General features: G+C 33.3%; 23 protein-coding genes. 12 read left to right on the top strand and 11 right to left on the bottom strand.

The genetic code is table 11. The features are described 5' to 3' along the window. Positions 1-126 precede the first annotated feature (126 nt). Complete coding sequence (locus FC72_RS06675) at positions 127-366, top strand: hypothetical protein (protein WP_057766052.1); 240 nt, start codon at positions 127-129, stop codon at positions 364-366. Between the two features lie 128 nt (positions 367-494). Here the strand turns inward: FC72_RS06675 and FC72_RS10790 are convergent, their stop codons facing one another. The 4 genes from FC72_RS10790 to FC72_RS10780 all read right to left on the bottom strand — a co-directional run bounded on the left by FC72_RS10790 (position 495) and on the right by FC72_RS10780 (position 1,343). Next, positions 495-638: a hypothetical protein gene (locus FC72_RS10790; RefSeq protein ID WP_157051127.1), complete on the bottom strand. Its 144-nt coding sequence runs from the start codon at positions 636-638 to the stop codon at positions 495-497. A 34-nt stretch (positions 639-672) separates the two neighbouring features. Then, a complete protein-coding gene (locus tag FC72_RS10785) occupies positions 673-816 on the bottom strand; it encodes a hypothetical protein (protein ID WP_157051126.1) in 144 nt (47 codons plus the stop codon). A gap of 20 nt (positions 817-836) precedes the next feature. Then, positions 837-1,037: a hypothetical protein gene (locus FC72_RS06670; protein WP_057766050.1), complete on the bottom strand. Its 201-nt coding sequence runs from the start codon at positions 1,035-1,037 to the stop codon at positions 837-839. Between the two features lie 147 nt (positions 1,038-1,184). Continuing rightward, positions 1,185-1,343 (bottom strand): hypothetical protein, encoded by a 159-nt coding sequence (locus tag FC72_RS10780; protein WP_157051125.1) that lies wholly within the window; start codon positions 1,341-1,343, stop codon positions 1,185-1,187. 46 nt (positions 1,344-1,389) lie between these two features. Here FC72_RS10780 and FC72_RS06665 point away from each other — a divergent pair, with 46 nt between their 5' ends. Continuing rightward, the gene (locus FC72_RS06665; RefSeq protein ID WP_057766048.1) at positions 1,390-1,602 is read left to right on the top strand and encodes a zinc ribbon domain-containing protein; all 213 of its coding nucleotides are present in this window, start codon (positions 1,390-1,392) and stop codon (positions 1,600-1,602) included. Here FC72_RS06665 and FC72_RS10775 read toward each other — a convergent pair. From FC72_RS10775 to FC72_RS06650, 4 genes are read right to left on the bottom strand one after another with little or no spacing between them, the layout of a single operon-like run. Continuing rightward, a complete protein-coding gene (locus FC72_RS10775; protein ID WP_157051124.1) occupies positions 1,599-1,736 on the bottom strand; it encodes a hypothetical protein in 138 nt (45 codons plus the stop codon). The two genes, FC72_RS06665 and FC72_RS10775, sit on opposite strands and share 4 nt — an antisense overlap. Continuing rightward, positions 1,729-1,926, bottom strand: a complete 198-nt coding sequence (locus tag FC72_RS06660; RefSeq protein ID WP_057766046.1) for a hypothetical protein — start codon at positions 1,924-1,926, stop codon at positions 1,729-1,731. Before FC72_RS06660 ends, FC72_RS10775 begins: the two co-directional genes overlap by 8 nt. Positions 1,927-1,937: 11 nt before the next feature. Beyond that, on the bottom strand, positions 1,938-2,672 hold the full coding sequence (locus FC72_RS06655) for a phage antirepressor KilAC domain-containing protein (RefSeq protein WP_057766044.1): 735 nt from the start codon (positions 2,670-2,672) through the stop codon (positions 1,938-1,940). Between the two features lie 21 nt (positions 2,673-2,693). Then, on the bottom strand, positions 2,694-2,897 hold the full coding sequence (locus FC72_RS06650) for a helix-turn-helix domain-containing protein (protein WP_057766042.1): 204 nt from the start codon (positions 2,895-2,897) through the stop codon (positions 2,694-2,696). Positions 2,898-3,149: 252 nt separating this feature from the next. Between FC72_RS06650 and FC72_RS06645 the strand changes: the two genes are divergently transcribed. The 6 genes from FC72_RS06645 (at position 3,150) to FC72_RS06625 (ending at position 7,851) form a co-directional block, all read left to right on the top strand. Further along, positions 3,150-3,476, top strand: a complete 327-nt coding sequence (locus FC72_RS06645) for a helix-turn-helix domain-containing protein (RefSeq protein ID WP_057766040.1) — start codon at positions 3,150-3,152, stop codon at positions 3,474-3,476. After that, on the top strand, positions 3,469-3,873 hold the full coding sequence (locus tag FC72_RS06640; protein WP_057766038.1) for an ImmA/IrrE family metallo-endopeptidase: 405 nt from the start codon (positions 3,469-3,471) through the stop codon (positions 3,871-3,873). Before FC72_RS06645 ends, FC72_RS06640 begins: the two co-directional genes overlap by 8 nt. 52 nt (positions 3,874-3,925) lie before the next feature. Beyond that, the gene (locus tag FC72_RS06635) at positions 3,926-4,498 is read left to right on the top strand and encodes a DUF5067 domain-containing protein (protein ID WP_057766035.1); all 573 of its coding nucleotides are present in this window, start codon (positions 3,926-3,928) and stop codon (positions 4,496-4,498) included. Between the two features lie 53 nt (positions 4,499-4,551). Next, positions 4,552-5,712, top strand: coding sequence for a tyrosine-type recombinase/integrase (locus FC72_RS06630; RefSeq protein WP_057766033.1), 1,161 nt, complete (start codon positions 4,552-4,554; stop codon positions 5,710-5,712). A 418-nt stretch (positions 5,713-6,130) separates the two neighbouring features. Further along, entirely contained in the window at positions 6,131-6,220 is a 90-nt protein-coding gene (locus FC72_RS11155; RefSeq protein ID WP_083480776.1) for a putative holin-like toxin, read from the top strand. A gap of 446 nt (positions 6,221-6,666) precedes the next feature. Next, positions 6,667-7,851 (top strand): MFS transporter, encoded by a 1,185-nt coding sequence (locus tag FC72_RS06625; RefSeq protein ID WP_057766032.1) that lies wholly within the window; start codon positions 6,667-6,669, stop codon positions 7,849-7,851. Between the two features lie 131 nt (positions 7,852-7,982). Here the strand turns inward: FC72_RS06625 and FC72_RS06620 are convergent, their stop codons facing one another. Then, positions 7,983-9,041 carry a hypothetical protein gene (locus FC72_RS06620; RefSeq protein WP_057766030.1) on the bottom strand — a complete coding sequence of 353 codons (1,059 nt, stop codon included), beginning with the start codon at positions 9,039-9,041 and terminating at the stop codon, positions 7,983-7,985. 123 nt (positions 9,042-9,164) lie between these two features. Next, positions 9,165-9,725: a TetR-like C-terminal domain-containing protein gene (locus FC72_RS06615; RefSeq protein WP_057766028.1), complete on the bottom strand. Its 561-nt coding sequence runs from the start codon at positions 9,723-9,725 to the stop codon at positions 9,165-9,167. 104 nt (positions 9,726-9,829) lie between these two features. On the opposite strand from FC72_RS06615, the gene FC72_RS06610 reads away from it, so the two are divergent. Next, positions 9,830-10,849 (top strand): cation diffusion facilitator family transporter, encoded by a 1,020-nt coding sequence (locus FC72_RS06610; protein ID WP_083480775.1) that lies wholly within the window; start codon positions 9,830-9,832, stop codon positions 10,847-10,849. Here FC72_RS06610 and FC72_RS06605 read toward each other — a convergent pair. After that, positions 10,839-11,963 (bottom strand): glycerate kinase family protein, encoded by a 1,125-nt coding sequence (locus FC72_RS06605; RefSeq protein ID WP_057766026.1) that lies wholly within the window; start codon positions 11,961-11,963, stop codon positions 10,839-10,841. The genes FC72_RS06610 and FC72_RS06605 overlap by 11 nt on opposite strands. A gap of 115 nt (positions 11,964-12,078) precedes the next feature. Here FC72_RS06605 and FC72_RS06600 point away from each other — a divergent pair, with 115 nt between their 5' ends. The 3 genes from FC72_RS06600 (at position 12,079) to FC72_RS06590 (ending at position 14,268) form a co-directional block, all read left to right on the top strand. Then, positions 12,079-12,924: an aldo/keto reductase gene (locus tag FC72_RS06600; RefSeq protein ID WP_057766024.1), complete on the top strand. Its 846-nt coding sequence runs from the start codon at positions 12,079-12,081 to the stop codon at positions 12,922-12,924. 128 nt (positions 12,925-13,052) lie between these two features. Continuing rightward, positions 13,053-13,373 carry a DMT family transporter gene (locus FC72_RS06595; RefSeq protein ID WP_057766023.1) on the top strand — a complete coding sequence of 107 codons (321 nt, stop codon included), beginning with the start codon at positions 13,053-13,055 and terminating at the stop codon, positions 13,371-13,373. Between the two features lie 43 nt (positions 13,374-13,416). Then, positions 13,417-14,268, top strand: coding sequence for a glycerophosphodiester phosphodiesterase (locus FC72_RS06590; protein ID WP_057766021.1), 852 nt, complete (start codon positions 13,417-13,419; stop codon positions 14,266-14,268). Positions 14,269-14,294 lie beyond the last annotated feature (26 nt).

Here is a 14,294-nt window from a genome sequence, read left to right as displayed (position 1 = left end):
CGCATAGACAGTGAGTTGGTAGCAATAACCTGTCCACGAGCGCCCAGCATCTCACGTAGATGAAGATGTATGCTGAACTATATAGAAATATATAGAAAATAAGATAAAAAACTTAGTGATAACAAATTGACTGCCAAAGCATTACAAAGCACAATCGGTATTAATTCAAATCTTACAAAAGCTTTAACTGGTTTCAACGCACCAACTGTTAAGATTAGTCCACTTTCTTCAGAAGTGACTGACGCGATTACCAACCAAACAAAAGCAATTGCAAACGTAACAAATAATTTGAAAGTTGGTACATCATTGAGCAAAGAATTATCAGGTAAAAATCCGTTAAACACCTCCGGGTGTTTATTTTTTTAGCTTTCAATAAAAGCCGTTCATTGCTGTCACTCCTTTTTTATTTCATTAAGATGAAAAATTCAGAAACTATCATTCCCATAACAAACCAAAATAGCAGTGTGAAAATCTTTTCTTTCTTACTCATTCGATCACGCCCCCTTAAACTTTACGTCAGGTTTAAAATTTTGAATTTTACACAATGACTGGTTAAGTTGTTCATTTAACTTTCGGGCTTTTTCTATTTCATTTTTCAATTCCTCAAGATTGGTTATTTCAAAATCAATTTCCTTCATAATTAACACCTCCGGTTTTTTTCTGACAAGATATTTAGTTGGCCCACATTGCAGTCAATAAAGATATGGTTGAGATGATCAATGCAATAATTGGTAATGATAAATTAAAAAAGAAAGCAACCATTGCAATTACTGAGACAATTACTATTGAAACAACTAGCGAAACTAATAACTCCATCCCATAACACCTCCGGGTGTTTATTTTTTTGTCTTCGAGTAAATATTTGTTCTGAAATTCTCGTTTCCTGCTGTGTCTTCTTTTTCAAATCCATAAAAATCAGTCGTGTTTTTCAATATTCCCTTTAACGTTTTAAATTTAATAAATAGATATGTCGCAACGCTTGAAAATATTGCTGTGAACATTGCGTCAAAAATAATTGTTTCAATTGCTAATTTCATGATTCCCTCCAATTTTTACTGTTCCCACGGTCTTTTAAATTAATTTTGTAAAATGAATTCGTCTAATTCTGGTTTGTAATAAAGCGTTATTCCTTTGATAGTATGTTTTGGCAAACCTTCCAAAATGAACTTATCAAAAGTGTTATTTTAAACGTTTAGGTACTTTACTGCCTCGTATTTCTTCATATATGGTTTGGCAATCAGTCCGTTATCTTTTTTAAAGTCGTCAACAGCTTTTCCAACCACTCCATAAACTGATTTCATCAATTCGTGTTCTTGCTGTTCGGTCAAAGTTATTTCCATCATTCGGCCTCCTGTTTGATATACTCTCCTTAGAAAGGAAGTGTTGATAATGAGTAAATCTGGTATAAACTTTTCTGGTCTGAAAAAATTTGAAAAATCTATAAAAAACTTAGACACAGAACAAGTTTTTCTTGATGGTTTAAAGAGGGCACATAATGAATTTGAATGTGTTAATTGTGGCAAAAAGTTTGAAGTTCATTCTCCACAATTTGAATGTCCTCAGTGCCACACCACTTATGACTATAAGATCAAGAAGAACTAGATTTTTTGAGCCAGCTCATCTACCAATGAGTTGGCTTTTTCTAATTTTTCAATCAATTTATCTACTTTTTTACATAATCTATCTAATGTAGCTTCTGTTTCTGACGCATCAATTTGTATTGTTTCTTTAATCACGTTTTTCACCTTCTTGTTTGTAGTATTTCTTCATTACTTCTAGTGCTGCTATTGATTCGTCGATTAACTCGACATTGGTTGATTCTCGTTTGCGATTGAGATTAAAGATTGGTAAACCTTTAAATAGTGCATCTATGTTCTCGCCTACAATCTCCTGTGCTGTCGAAAAATTCTCGTACGTCACCTTCATAATCATTCCTCCTATCTAGAAATAACTGAGTTATTTTCCAGAAACTTATTAATAAAATATTGTTGGCCCTTACCAGTAACTTTTGGAGTTTTTGTTACTACCGTGACTCCGTCTGAATTAACATGGCTTGACTCTTTAATCTTGAATAAGCCTAAGTCCATCGATTTTTGAGTTGGAGAATTATAATCTGCGCCTTTGCGTTTGATTAAGTACCCGTTGTCTCTCATCCACTGGAATAAACGTCTTGCACCAGTATCAACACCATTACCTTTGATGATTTTGGCAAGATCACCAACTAAGATAGTGGTATGTGATGTTGCTACCGAATCTGCAAATATTGCCTTAGGTTTCATCACTTCTAACTGTTCCTGTTGGTCTGCCGCCAAACGTAAAGCTTCAGCCATTGTCGATGGAATTTTGAAACCACCTGTTTTGATTTGTTCTTCCATCTTGTTAAAAGCTTCAATGTATTTTAATTTGAAACCATCAGCTTTAGCTCCGGTAAATCCCATTGCGATAAAAGTGAAACCATCTCTGTTCATGTAGTACATTTTGTTTTGTTTACCGCTTTTGTCTTTGTAAGTGCCTTCCACAAACATAGTCTTGTACTGAGCCGAATTTTCGGCTGAGTCAATTTTCTTATTGATTGCTTCTAAAACATGTCTATGACTTTTCCCAAAATTCTCTGCAACTTGCAGACTACTAGTTACTGCTTGTTGGTCCTTCATAATTACTAAGTTGTTCATTTTTTATTTTTCCCTTCTTTCCTATAGGTTTAAAACTCGTGCAACTTGTTCACGTAATTCACGTGACTTGGGTGTCATGTCGCCTTTGATCGCACGATTAAGTTGTTGTGGATTAGCGTCAATTTCATCTGCTAATTCGCGTTGGGTCATATGATTCTTAAGAAGTGCAATCTTGATAGAGCTCTCAACTTCATAAGCAGCCTCCGCATATTTTTCTTCTGTCATTTAAATACTCCTTTCTGTTATTTATTTATCAAGTTGTTGACAGTAATCACACAGTTGTGTACTATAAAGGCATAGCAAATAAACCCTTATTAACGTTTGTTGATTCCTGCTCGCCAAAGCTTATCAACAACCGCTTGTGTTTTTGTTGCTCAATTACTTGATGAATTAATAATAACACAGTTGTGTAATTTGTAAATACTTTTGTGTAATTTTACTGTATTGTTTTTTCATCAAACGTGGAGAATGACCGATATGACAACGTTTGAAAGAATTAAAAAAGTTTCTAAAGAAAGAGGACTTACTTTAAAACAAGTCGCTGAAAAATCTGGAATGAGTACCAACGCTATTTATAGGTACAATCAAGGAGTAAATCCTAAGTACGATTCATTGAGAGCAATCGCAAATACTTTAGGTGTGACCGTTGAATATCTTACTGGTGAGACATCTGATACCGATAAGAAAAAACAAGTTGACCTTGCCGATAATGATGTGATTATGACGTTTGAAGGACGTCCAATACCACCTGAAGATATTGAATTAATGAAACGCTTATTGCGTGGAGGGGAAAAGAATGATTAATGACATAATGGCTTCTTTAATGAATAAAGCCATGGACTTTGGCTATAGTGTCATAGTCGATAATAGATTTTCTAGCCGTACACCATCTGCTGTTAATCCGTATACAAAAACAATCGTAGTTAACGGAAGTTGGCACGACCCAGAACAATTGCCATTTCAATTGGCACATGAGATGGGGCATCTTATAAATAAAGATGATTCCAATTGTTTGTACTTCTCTCCTTCTAAATACGGAATTGAAGGACGAGCAAATGTACAGGCAATCAAATTATTGTTGCCCTATTATACGTATGAAAAACGGATAGAAGAATTTAACAGTATTGATTTTATGAGAGCATTTAAAATACCACAGTATTTAGAATCAGTTGTTAATGAAGAATTTTACAAGAATTATTAATTTTAAGTCCAAACACTGATCGACTATAAAAGCTGACTATTGCGGATTATAAATGAAAACAAGAGGTGTACTATACGCAACGGCTTCACTAGCAGCAATCGCATTATTTGCAACTGGTTGTTCTAGTAACAACGACAGTAAGGACTCATCGAGTAAAAATAATGAAAAGACCGAAAAAGTGACAAAGGCCAAAAACAAAGATGTATCCAATAATAAGTGGAGCTACAAAAATGATGTCTTTGACGCTGGAAACCTTACATATAAGTTTACCAAGTCTGAAATTATGGACTCCGTAACGGACGGCAAACAAGTACTCGTTCTTTATACTGATGTGACAAACAACTCTAAAAAAGAACAAGACCCCTCAAATATCTATATGGTTGTTCACGCCTACCAAAAAACTGATACGGCAAACAAACAACTTGATCCCGGAATTGTTGCGTTAGACGAAAACGCAAATAGCCCTCTTCAAACACAAGAGGACGCAATGAATGATAAATTGCTACCAAAGAAAACGACACAAGGAGTTGTATTATTTGAATTAGAAAACACAAATAAAGTAACAGTTAAATTTTCTAATTCTGATTTCAAGAATATTGGATCAAAAACTTATAGTGTTCAATAGCATTTAATTATTCATGTCGTTTCTTCCCTGTTCCCACGGCGGGAGATTAAAATATGACGAAAATAAAAAAATACACAAAAAAAGACGGATCAACCGCCTACAAATTTAATATTTATTTAGGTATTGATCCGAAAACCGGAAAGAGCAAAAGAACAAATCGACATTTTGCAACTCTCAAAGAAGCAAAAGTTGAATTAAAAAAACTAGAGTATCAAGCGACACAAGGAATTATAGAACATAAAGAACCTAATTTGACCTTTAATGAAGTTTATAATGAATGGTTTGAGGGGTATGTTAATACCGTTCGTGAAAGTACGTGGTACAAAAAGAAAAAGATTTTTGAAAATCACATATTACCGGCATTTGGCAAATATCGAATTAGATCAATCACTACTGCTCAAATACAAAGTGAGCTAAACAAATGGTTTAAGTCGACTACCAACAATTTCAAACCTTGGTTTTATTACACCAGTGCTATTTTCAAATATGCTATTCAGCAACAGTACATTACTGACAACCCAGCTAAAAGAGTTATCATGCCACGAAAAACTGAACATATTGAAAAAGAACCAAACTTTTGGAATAAAGATGAGTTGAAAACCTTTTTCGATTTTATTGATTCAAAAAAAGAGTTAGAACGTTACACATTGTTTAGAATACTTGCATTCACTGGTATTAGACGTGGTGAATGTTTAGCATTAACGTGGAATGACTTTAACAACACCGAAAACATTTTGCAAATCAACAAAACACTGACGCAAGGTATTGGAGGAAAGCAAATAATTCAAGACACAAAGACAATTAAGGGAACTCGTACCATTCCCCTAGATACAACCACAATTAAATATTTAAACCTCTGGAGAATTCAGGATCGCAAGGAATTGTTGAAAATGGGTTTTAATATTGGTAAAGGTTCACAGTTAATTTTTCATAGTAATACTAATCACTTTAAATCATTAAATACTCCAAAGAAATGGTTAGATTTAATAATGAAACGTTTGAACAGTGAACAAACTTTATTACACCCAATAACCATACATGGTTTTAGACATTCCTACGCAAGTGCATTGTTTGCCTCAGGAGCAACTATTAAAGAGGCTCAAACATTGTTAGGACATGAGGACGCTCAAACAACATTAAACATATACACTCACGTAACAGCAGATCAAAACAAAGAAGCAACGGAAAAACTGGTTAAGTTCCTGAACTTCTAAATGGTACTCAAAATGGTACCTAAGCGAAAAAACAGCCCTTGAGAAGCCTTGTAACTACTGATGTATCGGGAGTTATTAAAATTAGTATCCGATTCCCCTCATCTCCATTAATTAAAAAAACCAGTTATATCAAGTGCTCCAGGTCTTGATATAACTGGTTTTTTATTTTTAGTAATGATTTTAGAATCTGTCTAAAACTATTTTTATGGTAGCCAATTTGATAGTCAAAAAGTTTGCTGGACAGACGTTAGTCATCACTATACATTAATTTTAAAAATTGTATAAATGTCTATTAATTGATGGTTACTTAGTGGATAATTACTGTGATAGCAAGTTATGACGGTGGCTACAACTTGAAAGTGGTGATGCTTATGGTCTTACTGTAAGTTATTCATATCCTAAGAGAGGAGTAGTATTTTTGTCTATTTCAGATGATTTGAATTTAATGCTAACATTCGGAATTTTTTTAATTTCCCTGTTAACATATATTCATAGTGATAGGAAATAAACAAAAAAAATAACCGTCTTGCTTTGGCCAGCAACGGTTATTTAAGAACCCATTAAATTAATCTAAGTAGCCATCGTCTTAAACGGGCTATCTGGGGGATGCTATAGCACCCCTCTTTTTTATTGTACTTCAATTATTCTAAATCAATTAATTACAATCTGATTGTAGCAACGCCATTCATAACTGTCAACTAGATAAGATGTTTTTGAATATCCATATACTATAGCAATCCACATTTTCAATACAAGAAACCGTTCATTCGTATTTTAAAATCTTTCTACTATAGTATACAGATTATAAATACACGGAATATATTAATGGACATCATATGAATTTAAGTGTATTGTTTACCTTAATGTTTTTAATAAAAAAGCCGATAATCGAGTTTTCAACTCGAATTATCGGTTTTTATTCTGAATTTTAATAATTTATGAGGGAGGTAAAATATGGGAGAAAATAAAAGATCCATTTATATCTTAGTATTTAGTAACTTTTTAATCTGTTTAGGAATTGGTTTAGTAATACCTGTCACACCGTTTATCAAAAACGAATTTCATTATACAACCTCTGACATGGGATTGATGACGTCGTTATTTGCATTCGCACAATTCGTCGCCTCACCTATCGTTGGTAAATTATCAGATAAAGTTGGTCGTAAACCCGTTATAGCAATTGGTTTAGGAGTATACATGATTTCTGAGTTTATCTTTGCTATTGCCACTTCACTACCAATTTTCAACTTATCAAGAATTATCGGTGGTATTTCTGCCGCCATGGTAATTCCAACTTCTATGGCACTTGGTGCCGACTTAACTGACTTAAAGCATCGTGCTAAAGTTATTGGCTGGCTATCGGCTGCTTTTAGTGGTGGACTTATTTTAGGACCTGGTCTTGGTGGTATGTTAGCCAATATTGACTATAAAACACCATTTTGGGTAGCTGGAGTTATGGGATTAATAAGTGCCATATTCACACAGCTCTTCCTTAAAGAAAATAGTAAAACCAGAGAAATTGAAAAAGAAGAAGAAGCTCGAGAAAAAGCAAAAGGTATCTCTTCTATCAGAGCAATTTTAACTGCACCAATGGTTATGTTATTTGCAATGATTCTGGTTGCATCTTTTGGATTACAAGGATTCGAAAGTATTTATAGTATTTACGTCAACCAAGTCTTCAATTTTGGTTTAGGAACAATTGCTTTGGTACTTACATTAAATGGAATTATTTCCCTTATTTTACAAGTAGCGGCCTTTAACTGGATAATCGTTAAAATACGTGAAATGAACTTGATCAGTTGGTGTTTCTTACTAAGTGCTGTATGTGTTTTTTGGATAACACAAGCACATACAAAAATCGAGGTTATTGTAGCAACATTGATAATCTTCTCAGCATTCGACTTATTGAGACCCGCAATCACTACATTGTTAACTAAATCAAGTGATAGTAACCAAGGACTCATCAATGGTATGAATATGTCATTAACAAGTGTCGGTAACATCATTGGACCTTTGATGTCCGGTGCATTGATGGACTGGAATACACACTATCCATACATCGTAGCTGCAATTATTTTAGCTATTTCTTATCTCTTTACTTTGGTAGTAAAAAGATTCCCAATTATTCGAAAAGTGTAATGATACACGTTCAGCTTTTGAGCATTAAGGCAAACGACCCTATTAATCCGATTTTGGATTGATAGGGTCGTTTGTATTAAGCGGAAAAATCCGTGTATCATTGCACGTTTACGCTGAATCAATTATTACATCTAATCCAATTTAATTGGAATTACAACTGGTAAATCACAGGCTTCAACATAGCCTGTTTTTTTTGCCTTTAAAACTCCTGATATTAGATTTACTGCTGGTGCAGCAGATGTTACATAGCCTTCTCTTTCAGGTATAAAGCCATCAATTGTCGCATCAACGACTGATGGTAGTCCCTCTATGTGGATCGAGTTATTAATTGCTAATTCTGGAGTCTTCTTATGACAGACTTTATGAACATAACGCAAAGCAGCCACTTCTGATCCTTTATTATATAGAGCCATAGTAAATCTATGACCATAAATCGTGCCTTTCTTAACAATACCTTTTACCGTTTCAAGATCTTCTGGAGCTGTAAATACTTCATGTTTTGGTTTAAACTCGTCATACTTCAAGCCAATTCTATCTGCCATTTCATATACACCGGATGAATAATAAGCATAAATAAACTTAGCCAATAAATCTTCATCTGAATCCAATTTGGGATACTTATCTATATCAGCTCCATATGAGAATACATCTACCCATCCTGAAGTATTATGCCAATCATCTTCACCAGATTGAACAACTATTTTGTCAACATGGCCCATAGCACCGGCTAAAACCAATGGAATATATGAAGCATAATCCCCTGGCAAAAGTCCAAATGGAACAAATGCTACATTATGTGCTTTTGCATGCTCGTCTAGGAATTCATAAACTTCTGGTTGACTATCTTGACAGTGATATACAGGTATTGTAGTAATTACATTTTTACCTGCATCTAAAGACTTAGACAGTCTGATTGCTGATGGCATAAATGTTCCTTTTTTATCCATTTCAGTTGGGCAAAAATCTAAAACGATATCTGCATCCATTTTTAATGCTGCGTCAATATCACTTGTCACTTTCACTCCGATCGGATCAAAATCAAAGACCTCACCTGCATCTTTACCAACCTTTTTAGGATCAACATCAACTGCAGCAACTAATTCCAAAATATTTTTACGTTCAGAGATCATTCTAATTGCAGAACGCCCAACATTTCCTAATCCCCACACGATAACTTTATATTTGTTCATAAAAGAAGTCTCCTTTCAATCAAATACCAAAATTTGACTAAAGAATAATTCCTTACTATGAGTTTATCAATTCACATTTATTGATAAATGTATAAGTTTGCACAGTAACATAAAAATGTAATTTTACTTTGCAAAAGAATTTAAATAATTATGCAAAGAGTTCTCCAATAAAATTTTCCACCGCATAACGATTTCCTCAGACGTGAAATCAGATTTTTGCAGTACCCATTCTGTCATTATTCCCATATAGGCATTATAATAATATTCAATTAAAAAGGATCTGTCTTCATTAGATATTTGACGACCATCTAAAATCTCTGGAATAAGTTTGGATAGTTGCATTTCAGTGAGATGATGAAATTCTTTTTGAAGACAATTTTGACCATTGTACCCGACTAATTTTTTATAATATTCATGATTTTCTTTTAAATAATTACAAATATAAATTGAACCTTTGTACCAATTATCGACATCAGTTAATTTGATAACTTTAGGAAAAACGTCATTATCAAAAATAGTATTAACTAAATCATATTTATCTTTAAAGTGATTATAAAAGCCACGTCTTGTAATATTTGCTCCAGAAGCAATCTCCGAAATAGAAATATTTGAAAACTCATGATCACTCATTAATTTTTTAAAAGAATCAATAATATCAATTTCAATTTGACTGTAAGTTGCCATTAACCATTCTCCTAACAATTACTAATAACTATCCAGCCTCTTTAATTTTTAATAATTAAAACTATAATTAGGTACTTGGAAACAAATATAAGGATGCTGATTGAATGAATACAATTACTAAACACTTTTTAAAGGAATTACAACAGCAAAGAGTTATTCGACAAAATGAGATAAAAAATCTTAAAAATGCTAAAAATTCACTTTGGTTAAATGTCATGATATACATCATTATCACACTTGTCGAATATTGGTTATCGATTATTGGAAATTCTCAAGCTTTGCGCGCCGATGCTTTTAATAACCTATCTGGAGTTATTTCAACTTCCATTTTAATTGTCGGTCTATTCGAAGCAACAAATATCGACGATGACGACTTTGTTGGTAAACCACTTTCAAAAAAATATGGTCGTAGCAGAGATGCTTTACAGTTATCCCGTTTTAGATTAGAAACTATCTTCACTTTAATAACTAGTTTCGTTATCGTTTTGATTGCTTTACAAATTATTTTTCAAAGTGGTATCAGTTTATTCCACCTAAGTGGTAAAGGAAGTCCAAATTTAATGTCCGCTGTTGGAGCAGCTATTGCTACTTTAATGATGCTATTTGTTTGGTATCTGAATCGATACAATGGCAAAAAATTTAACAGTACATCCCTTCTAGCGGCAGCAAAAGATAGCCTCGGAGATGTCATAACTAGTTTAGGTACCATGGTTACAGTTCTACTATCATACTTTCTAAAATTACCTTGGATCGATAGTGTTGTCAGTATCGTAATTGGATTATTTATCCTTTGGTCTGGTTTAAAAATATTCCAAGAATGCACTTTGAATCTTGCAGATTATGTGGATCCAAAACTAGAACACAAAATTGAAGAGACTGTTAACAAAGTAAATGGTGTTCATAAAGTTTTAGAGCTAAGAAGTCGTTATAACGGTAATATCTTTATAGTAGATATGTTTATTCTTGTTGATCCTAATAAAACGGCTACGGAAATATATAACTTAGATGAAAAAATTGAAGGTAAATTGAGAAAAGAATTTAATGTCTTTGACACTACCATCACGATTGTTCCAGACTCAAATACTCCTGATTTGGAATTATTAGCTCAAGAATCTATAAAATAAACGCTTTGTAAGCCATATATCCGGCCTTTTCTAATAATTTTGGCGTTTCTTTCATTGCTTCTGATAAAGACATTGGTTTATTAGTTGAAGATAATACTAGATCTACTCCACTTTCATATACTTTTTCTATGTCTTCTCCAATACTTCCAGCAACCACAATAACTGGCAGATTGAATTTTTTTGCTAACTTAGCTACCCCAATAGGAACTTTCCCCATTAGTGATTGACCATCAATTTGTCCTTCACCTGTTATTACTAAATCAGCTTGTTTCATTTCTTGATCTAAGTGTATTAAGTTCATTATCGAATCAATACCTGATTCTATTTTAGAATCACAAAATGCCATTAACCCAAATCCCACTCCGCCGGCAGCACCTGCACCATAACGAGTAGAGAAATCTTTACCAATTGCTTTATAGGTCTTTTCAGCCAAATTTTCTAAATTTTTATCCAATTGGGTAACTTGATCTTGAGTAGCACCTTTTTGTGGTCCAAATATTGCACTAGCTCCATTTCTACCTGTTAAAGGATTTTTCACATCTGATAAAGCAATTATCTCGACATTATTTAATCTAGAATCCAATTTGGAAAGATCAACTTTAACCAATTTATCTAAATTTCCACCACCAAATGGAAGTTCATCATTCGACTTATCTAAGAATCTAGCTCCTAAGGCTTGTGCCATACCTGCTCCACCGTCATTAGTAGCACTGCCACCCAATCCAACATATATCTTTTTTACACCTACATCTAAAGCTAATTTAATCAGTTCCCCAACACCATAAGTCGTCGTTTTTAATGGGTCTAATCTATTATTTATCAAAGTTATTCCGCTGGATTCAGCTACTTCAATTACAGCTGTTTTATTATCTAACAATCCCCAAGTAGCATTGACTTCTTCTCCAAGTGGTCCTGTAACAGTGGATTTTATAAATTTCCCATTCAAAGTATTTACAACACTTGATACGGTACCTTCGCCACCATCGGCAACTCCATATTTATGAACTTCAATATTTGGATCAGCCTTTTTGATACCTTTTTCTAAATATTCACCAACCTCTAATGAAGTGGCACTACCTTTAAATGAATCCGCTGCAATTAAAACATTCGTCATAGAATACCTTCTTAAAAACTTATTTAATAACAATCTAGCACAGCAAAAAATTTAAGTAAATTAAGCTCTGTGATAAGCTGTACAAAGATGCATACGATTACAAGGAGGATCATTCATGAGACAAATCACGTTTAATAAACAAAACTCTTCAGAAATAGGATTAGGAACATGGCGTATGGGTGAAGGTAATGATTCCAAAAGTAAGGAAGAAATAAAATCCGTTCAATACGCCTTAGACCACGGGGTTACCGTTCTTGATACTGCCGAAATGTATGGAGATGGTAAATCCGAGACTCTTATTGGAAAAGCTATAAAGGGTTATAACCGTTCTGATTTTCAACTTATTTCTAAATTCTATCCTAATCATGCTACTCCTGAATTAATTAAAAATAGTTTGGAAAATAGTCTTAAAAGACTACAAACAGATTATTTAGATTTATATTTACTACATTGGCGTGGTGCTACACCTCTTGAAGAAACAATACGTGGCCTTCAAGAAGTCCAAAAAGCTGGATATATTAAAAATTGGGGAGTCTCTAATTTCGATATTGCAGATTTAAAAGAATTAAACAGTCTACCAGGTGGAGAAGATTGTCGTGTTAACGAAGATCTATATAACGTTGGTAGTCGTGGTGTTGAATATTCGATTTTACCTTGGCAAAAAGAACACCAAATGTCATTTATCGGATATTCCCCATTTGGCTCTGATGGTGGCGATTATTTAACTATCAAACCTGTCTTAAAAGATTTAGCAAAACAAAAACACGTCTCAGTTCACCAACTGTTACTAGCCTGGGTACTTAGAAATCATGATATTTTAAGTATTCCAAAATCAAGTACTGTCGAACATTTAAAGGATAACTTAGCCGCAGTTGACATCGAGTTCACTTCTGATGAATTAGAATTGATCGATTCAGAGTATCCAAAACCAAATAAAAAAACACAACTTGAAATTATTTAGTAGATTTGCTATCCTTATTTGAAATCAAAACCACCGCCGGGTGTATTAAAAAAGAGTACTCTTAACAATTCCATTAGGCCTATGAAGGAATTGTTAGGGGCACTCTATTTTTTTTGGAGGAAAATATTATGAACTGGATATATCTAATTACCGCAGGAATATTTGAAATAGTTTGGGCAACTACTATGAAATTGAGTCATGGATTTAGTAAATTGAATTTTACTATCTTAACGATTATAGGAATGATTGCTAGTTTTCTATTCTTAGCTAAAGCAACTAAATTATTGCCATTAAGTATTGCTTATCCTATTTGGACGGGAATAGGTGCCGTTGGATCAATAATTGTTGGAGTTACCCTTTTTGGGGACAAGATTTCACCAATAACATGGATCTTTATCACCTTACTTTTGATCAGTATTATTGGTATAAAACTTACAACTAATAATTAAGTGGTAAAATTAATTTTATCAACTAATAAATAAGGAATAGAATATGAAAAGAATTAAATACCTAATCGTAGTATTTATAAGTCTTATTGGCTTATCATTTATGACTACTACCACATTCGCCAAAACTAATCTAAGTTCTATCGAACATGATGTCAATCACGCCTCTGCTGATGAACCACTAGTTTTTTCACACCGTGGAAGTCCATACAATAATCCTGATCACTCATTTAGTGGATATAATCAGGCTATAAAAGACGGTACTCAATATATCGAACAAGATGTCTGGCTAAGTAAAGATAACGTACTCTACGTTTCACACGATAAAAATTTGGAAAAAACAACCGGAAAAAATATTAATATTTCTGATTCAACATCTTCAGAACTTTCAAATGTAAAACTTAGAAACGGGGAACCTCTTCATAAATTAAGTGATGTATTCGATAAATACAAAAAGAAAGTTCATTATATTATCGAAACTAAAAAAGGTGCTGGTGATAATACTGACACTGAAAAAGCTTTAGCAAAAGAACTTAATACCTATAAAATGAACAATAATATAATTATGCAAGATTCAAGCATACCAGGCATCAAAGAATTTCACAGTAAAAAATCTCAAAAGAAAGTCCCTATTCTTTGGCTAATGGATGCTGTAACTCAAAGACAATATTTAGAGAAAATCAACAATGCTCCTAAATATATAAAATTCGTCTCAGTTGATTTGGATCAACTAACACCTAAATTAATAAAAGCAGCACATAAGAATGGTTTTAAAATCAATACTTGGGTTATGAATACCTATAACAATAATTACAATGCCTTGAATAAATACAAAGTGGATAGCTTATTTACCAATAATACTAAGGAGACTTTGCATTTAATAAAGAAGTGGAAATAAATTCAAAGAGTGCGACAAAGAGCGAT

The organism is Companilactobacillus tucceti DSM 20183, assembly GCF_001434665.1.
GTDB lineage: Bacteria > Bacillota > Bacilli > Lactobacillales > Lactobacillaceae > Companilactobacillus > Companilactobacillus tucceti.
This window is presented reverse-complemented; position numbering and strand designations above follow the sequence as displayed.

Coding starts and splice junctions, on each gene's coding strand:
- FC72_RS10790 (WP_157051127.1), bottom strand. CDS start 638: ATGAAGGAAATTGATTTTGAAATAACCAATCTTGAGGAATTGAAAAAT.
- FC72_RS10785 (WP_157051126.1), bottom strand. CDS start 816: ATGGAGTTATTAGTTTCGCTAGTTGTTTCAATAGTAATTGTCTCAGTA.
- FC72_RS06670 (WP_057766050.1), bottom strand. CDS start 1,037: ATGAAATTAGCAATTGAAACAATTATTTTTGACGCAATGTTCACAGCA.
- FC72_RS10780 (WP_157051125.1), bottom strand. CDS start 1,343: ATGATGGAAATAACTTTGACCGAACAGCAAGAACACGAATTGATGAAA.
- FC72_RS06665 (WP_057766048.1), top strand. CDS start 1,390: ATGAGTAAATCTGGTATAAACTTTTCTGGTCTGAAAAAATTTGAAAAA.
- FC72_RS06660 (WP_057766046.1), bottom strand. CDS start 1,926: ATGAAGGTGACGTACGAGAATTTTTCGACAGCACAGGAGATTGTAGGC.
- FC72_RS06655 (WP_057766044.1), bottom strand. CDS start 2,672: ATGAACAACTTAGTAATTATGAAGGACCAACAAGCAGTAACTAGTAGT.
- FC72_RS06650 (WP_057766042.1), bottom strand. CDS start 2,897: ATGACAGAAGAAAAATATGCGGAGGCTGCTTATGAAGTTGAGAGCTCT.
- FC72_RS06645 (WP_057766040.1), top strand. CDS start 3,150: ATGACAACGTTTGAAAGAATTAAAAAAGTTTCTAAAGAAAGAGGACTT.
- FC72_RS06640 (WP_057766038.1), top strand. CDS start 3,469: ATGATTAATGACATAATGGCTTCTTTAATGAATAAAGCCATGGACTTT.
- FC72_RS06635 (WP_057766035.1), top strand. CDS start 3,926: ATGAAAACAAGAGGTGTACTATACGCAACGGCTTCACTAGCAGCAATC.
- FC72_RS06630 (WP_057766033.1), top strand. CDS start 4,552: ATGACGAAAATAAAAAAATACACAAAAAAAGACGGATCAACCGCCTAC.
- FC72_RS06625 (WP_057766032.1), top strand. CDS start 6,667: ATGGGAGAAAATAAAAGATCCATTTATATCTTAGTATTTAGTAACTTT.
- FC72_RS06620 (WP_057766030.1), bottom strand. CDS start 9,041: ATGAACAAATATAAAGTTATCGTGTGGGGATTAGGAAATGTTGGGCGT.
- FC72_RS06615 (WP_057766028.1), bottom strand. CDS start 9,725: ATGGCAACTTACAGTCAAATTGAAATTGATATTATTGATTCTTTTAAA.
- FC72_RS06610 (WP_083480775.1), top strand. CDS start 9,830: ATGAATACAATTACTAAACACTTTTTAAAGGAATTACAACAGCAAAGA.
- FC72_RS06605 (WP_057766026.1), bottom strand. CDS start 11,963: ATGACGAATGTTTTAATTGCAGCGGATTCATTTAAAGGTAGTGCCACT.
- FC72_RS06600 (WP_057766024.1), top strand. CDS start 12,079: ATGAGACAAATCACGTTTAATAAACAAAACTCTTCAGAAATAGGATTA.
- FC72_RS06595 (WP_057766023.1), top strand. CDS start 13,053: ATGAACTGGATATATCTAATTACCGCAGGAATATTTGAAATAGTTTGG.
- FC72_RS06590 (WP_057766021.1), top strand. CDS start 13,417: ATGAAAAGAATTAAATACCTAATCGTAGTATTTATAAGTCTTATTGGC.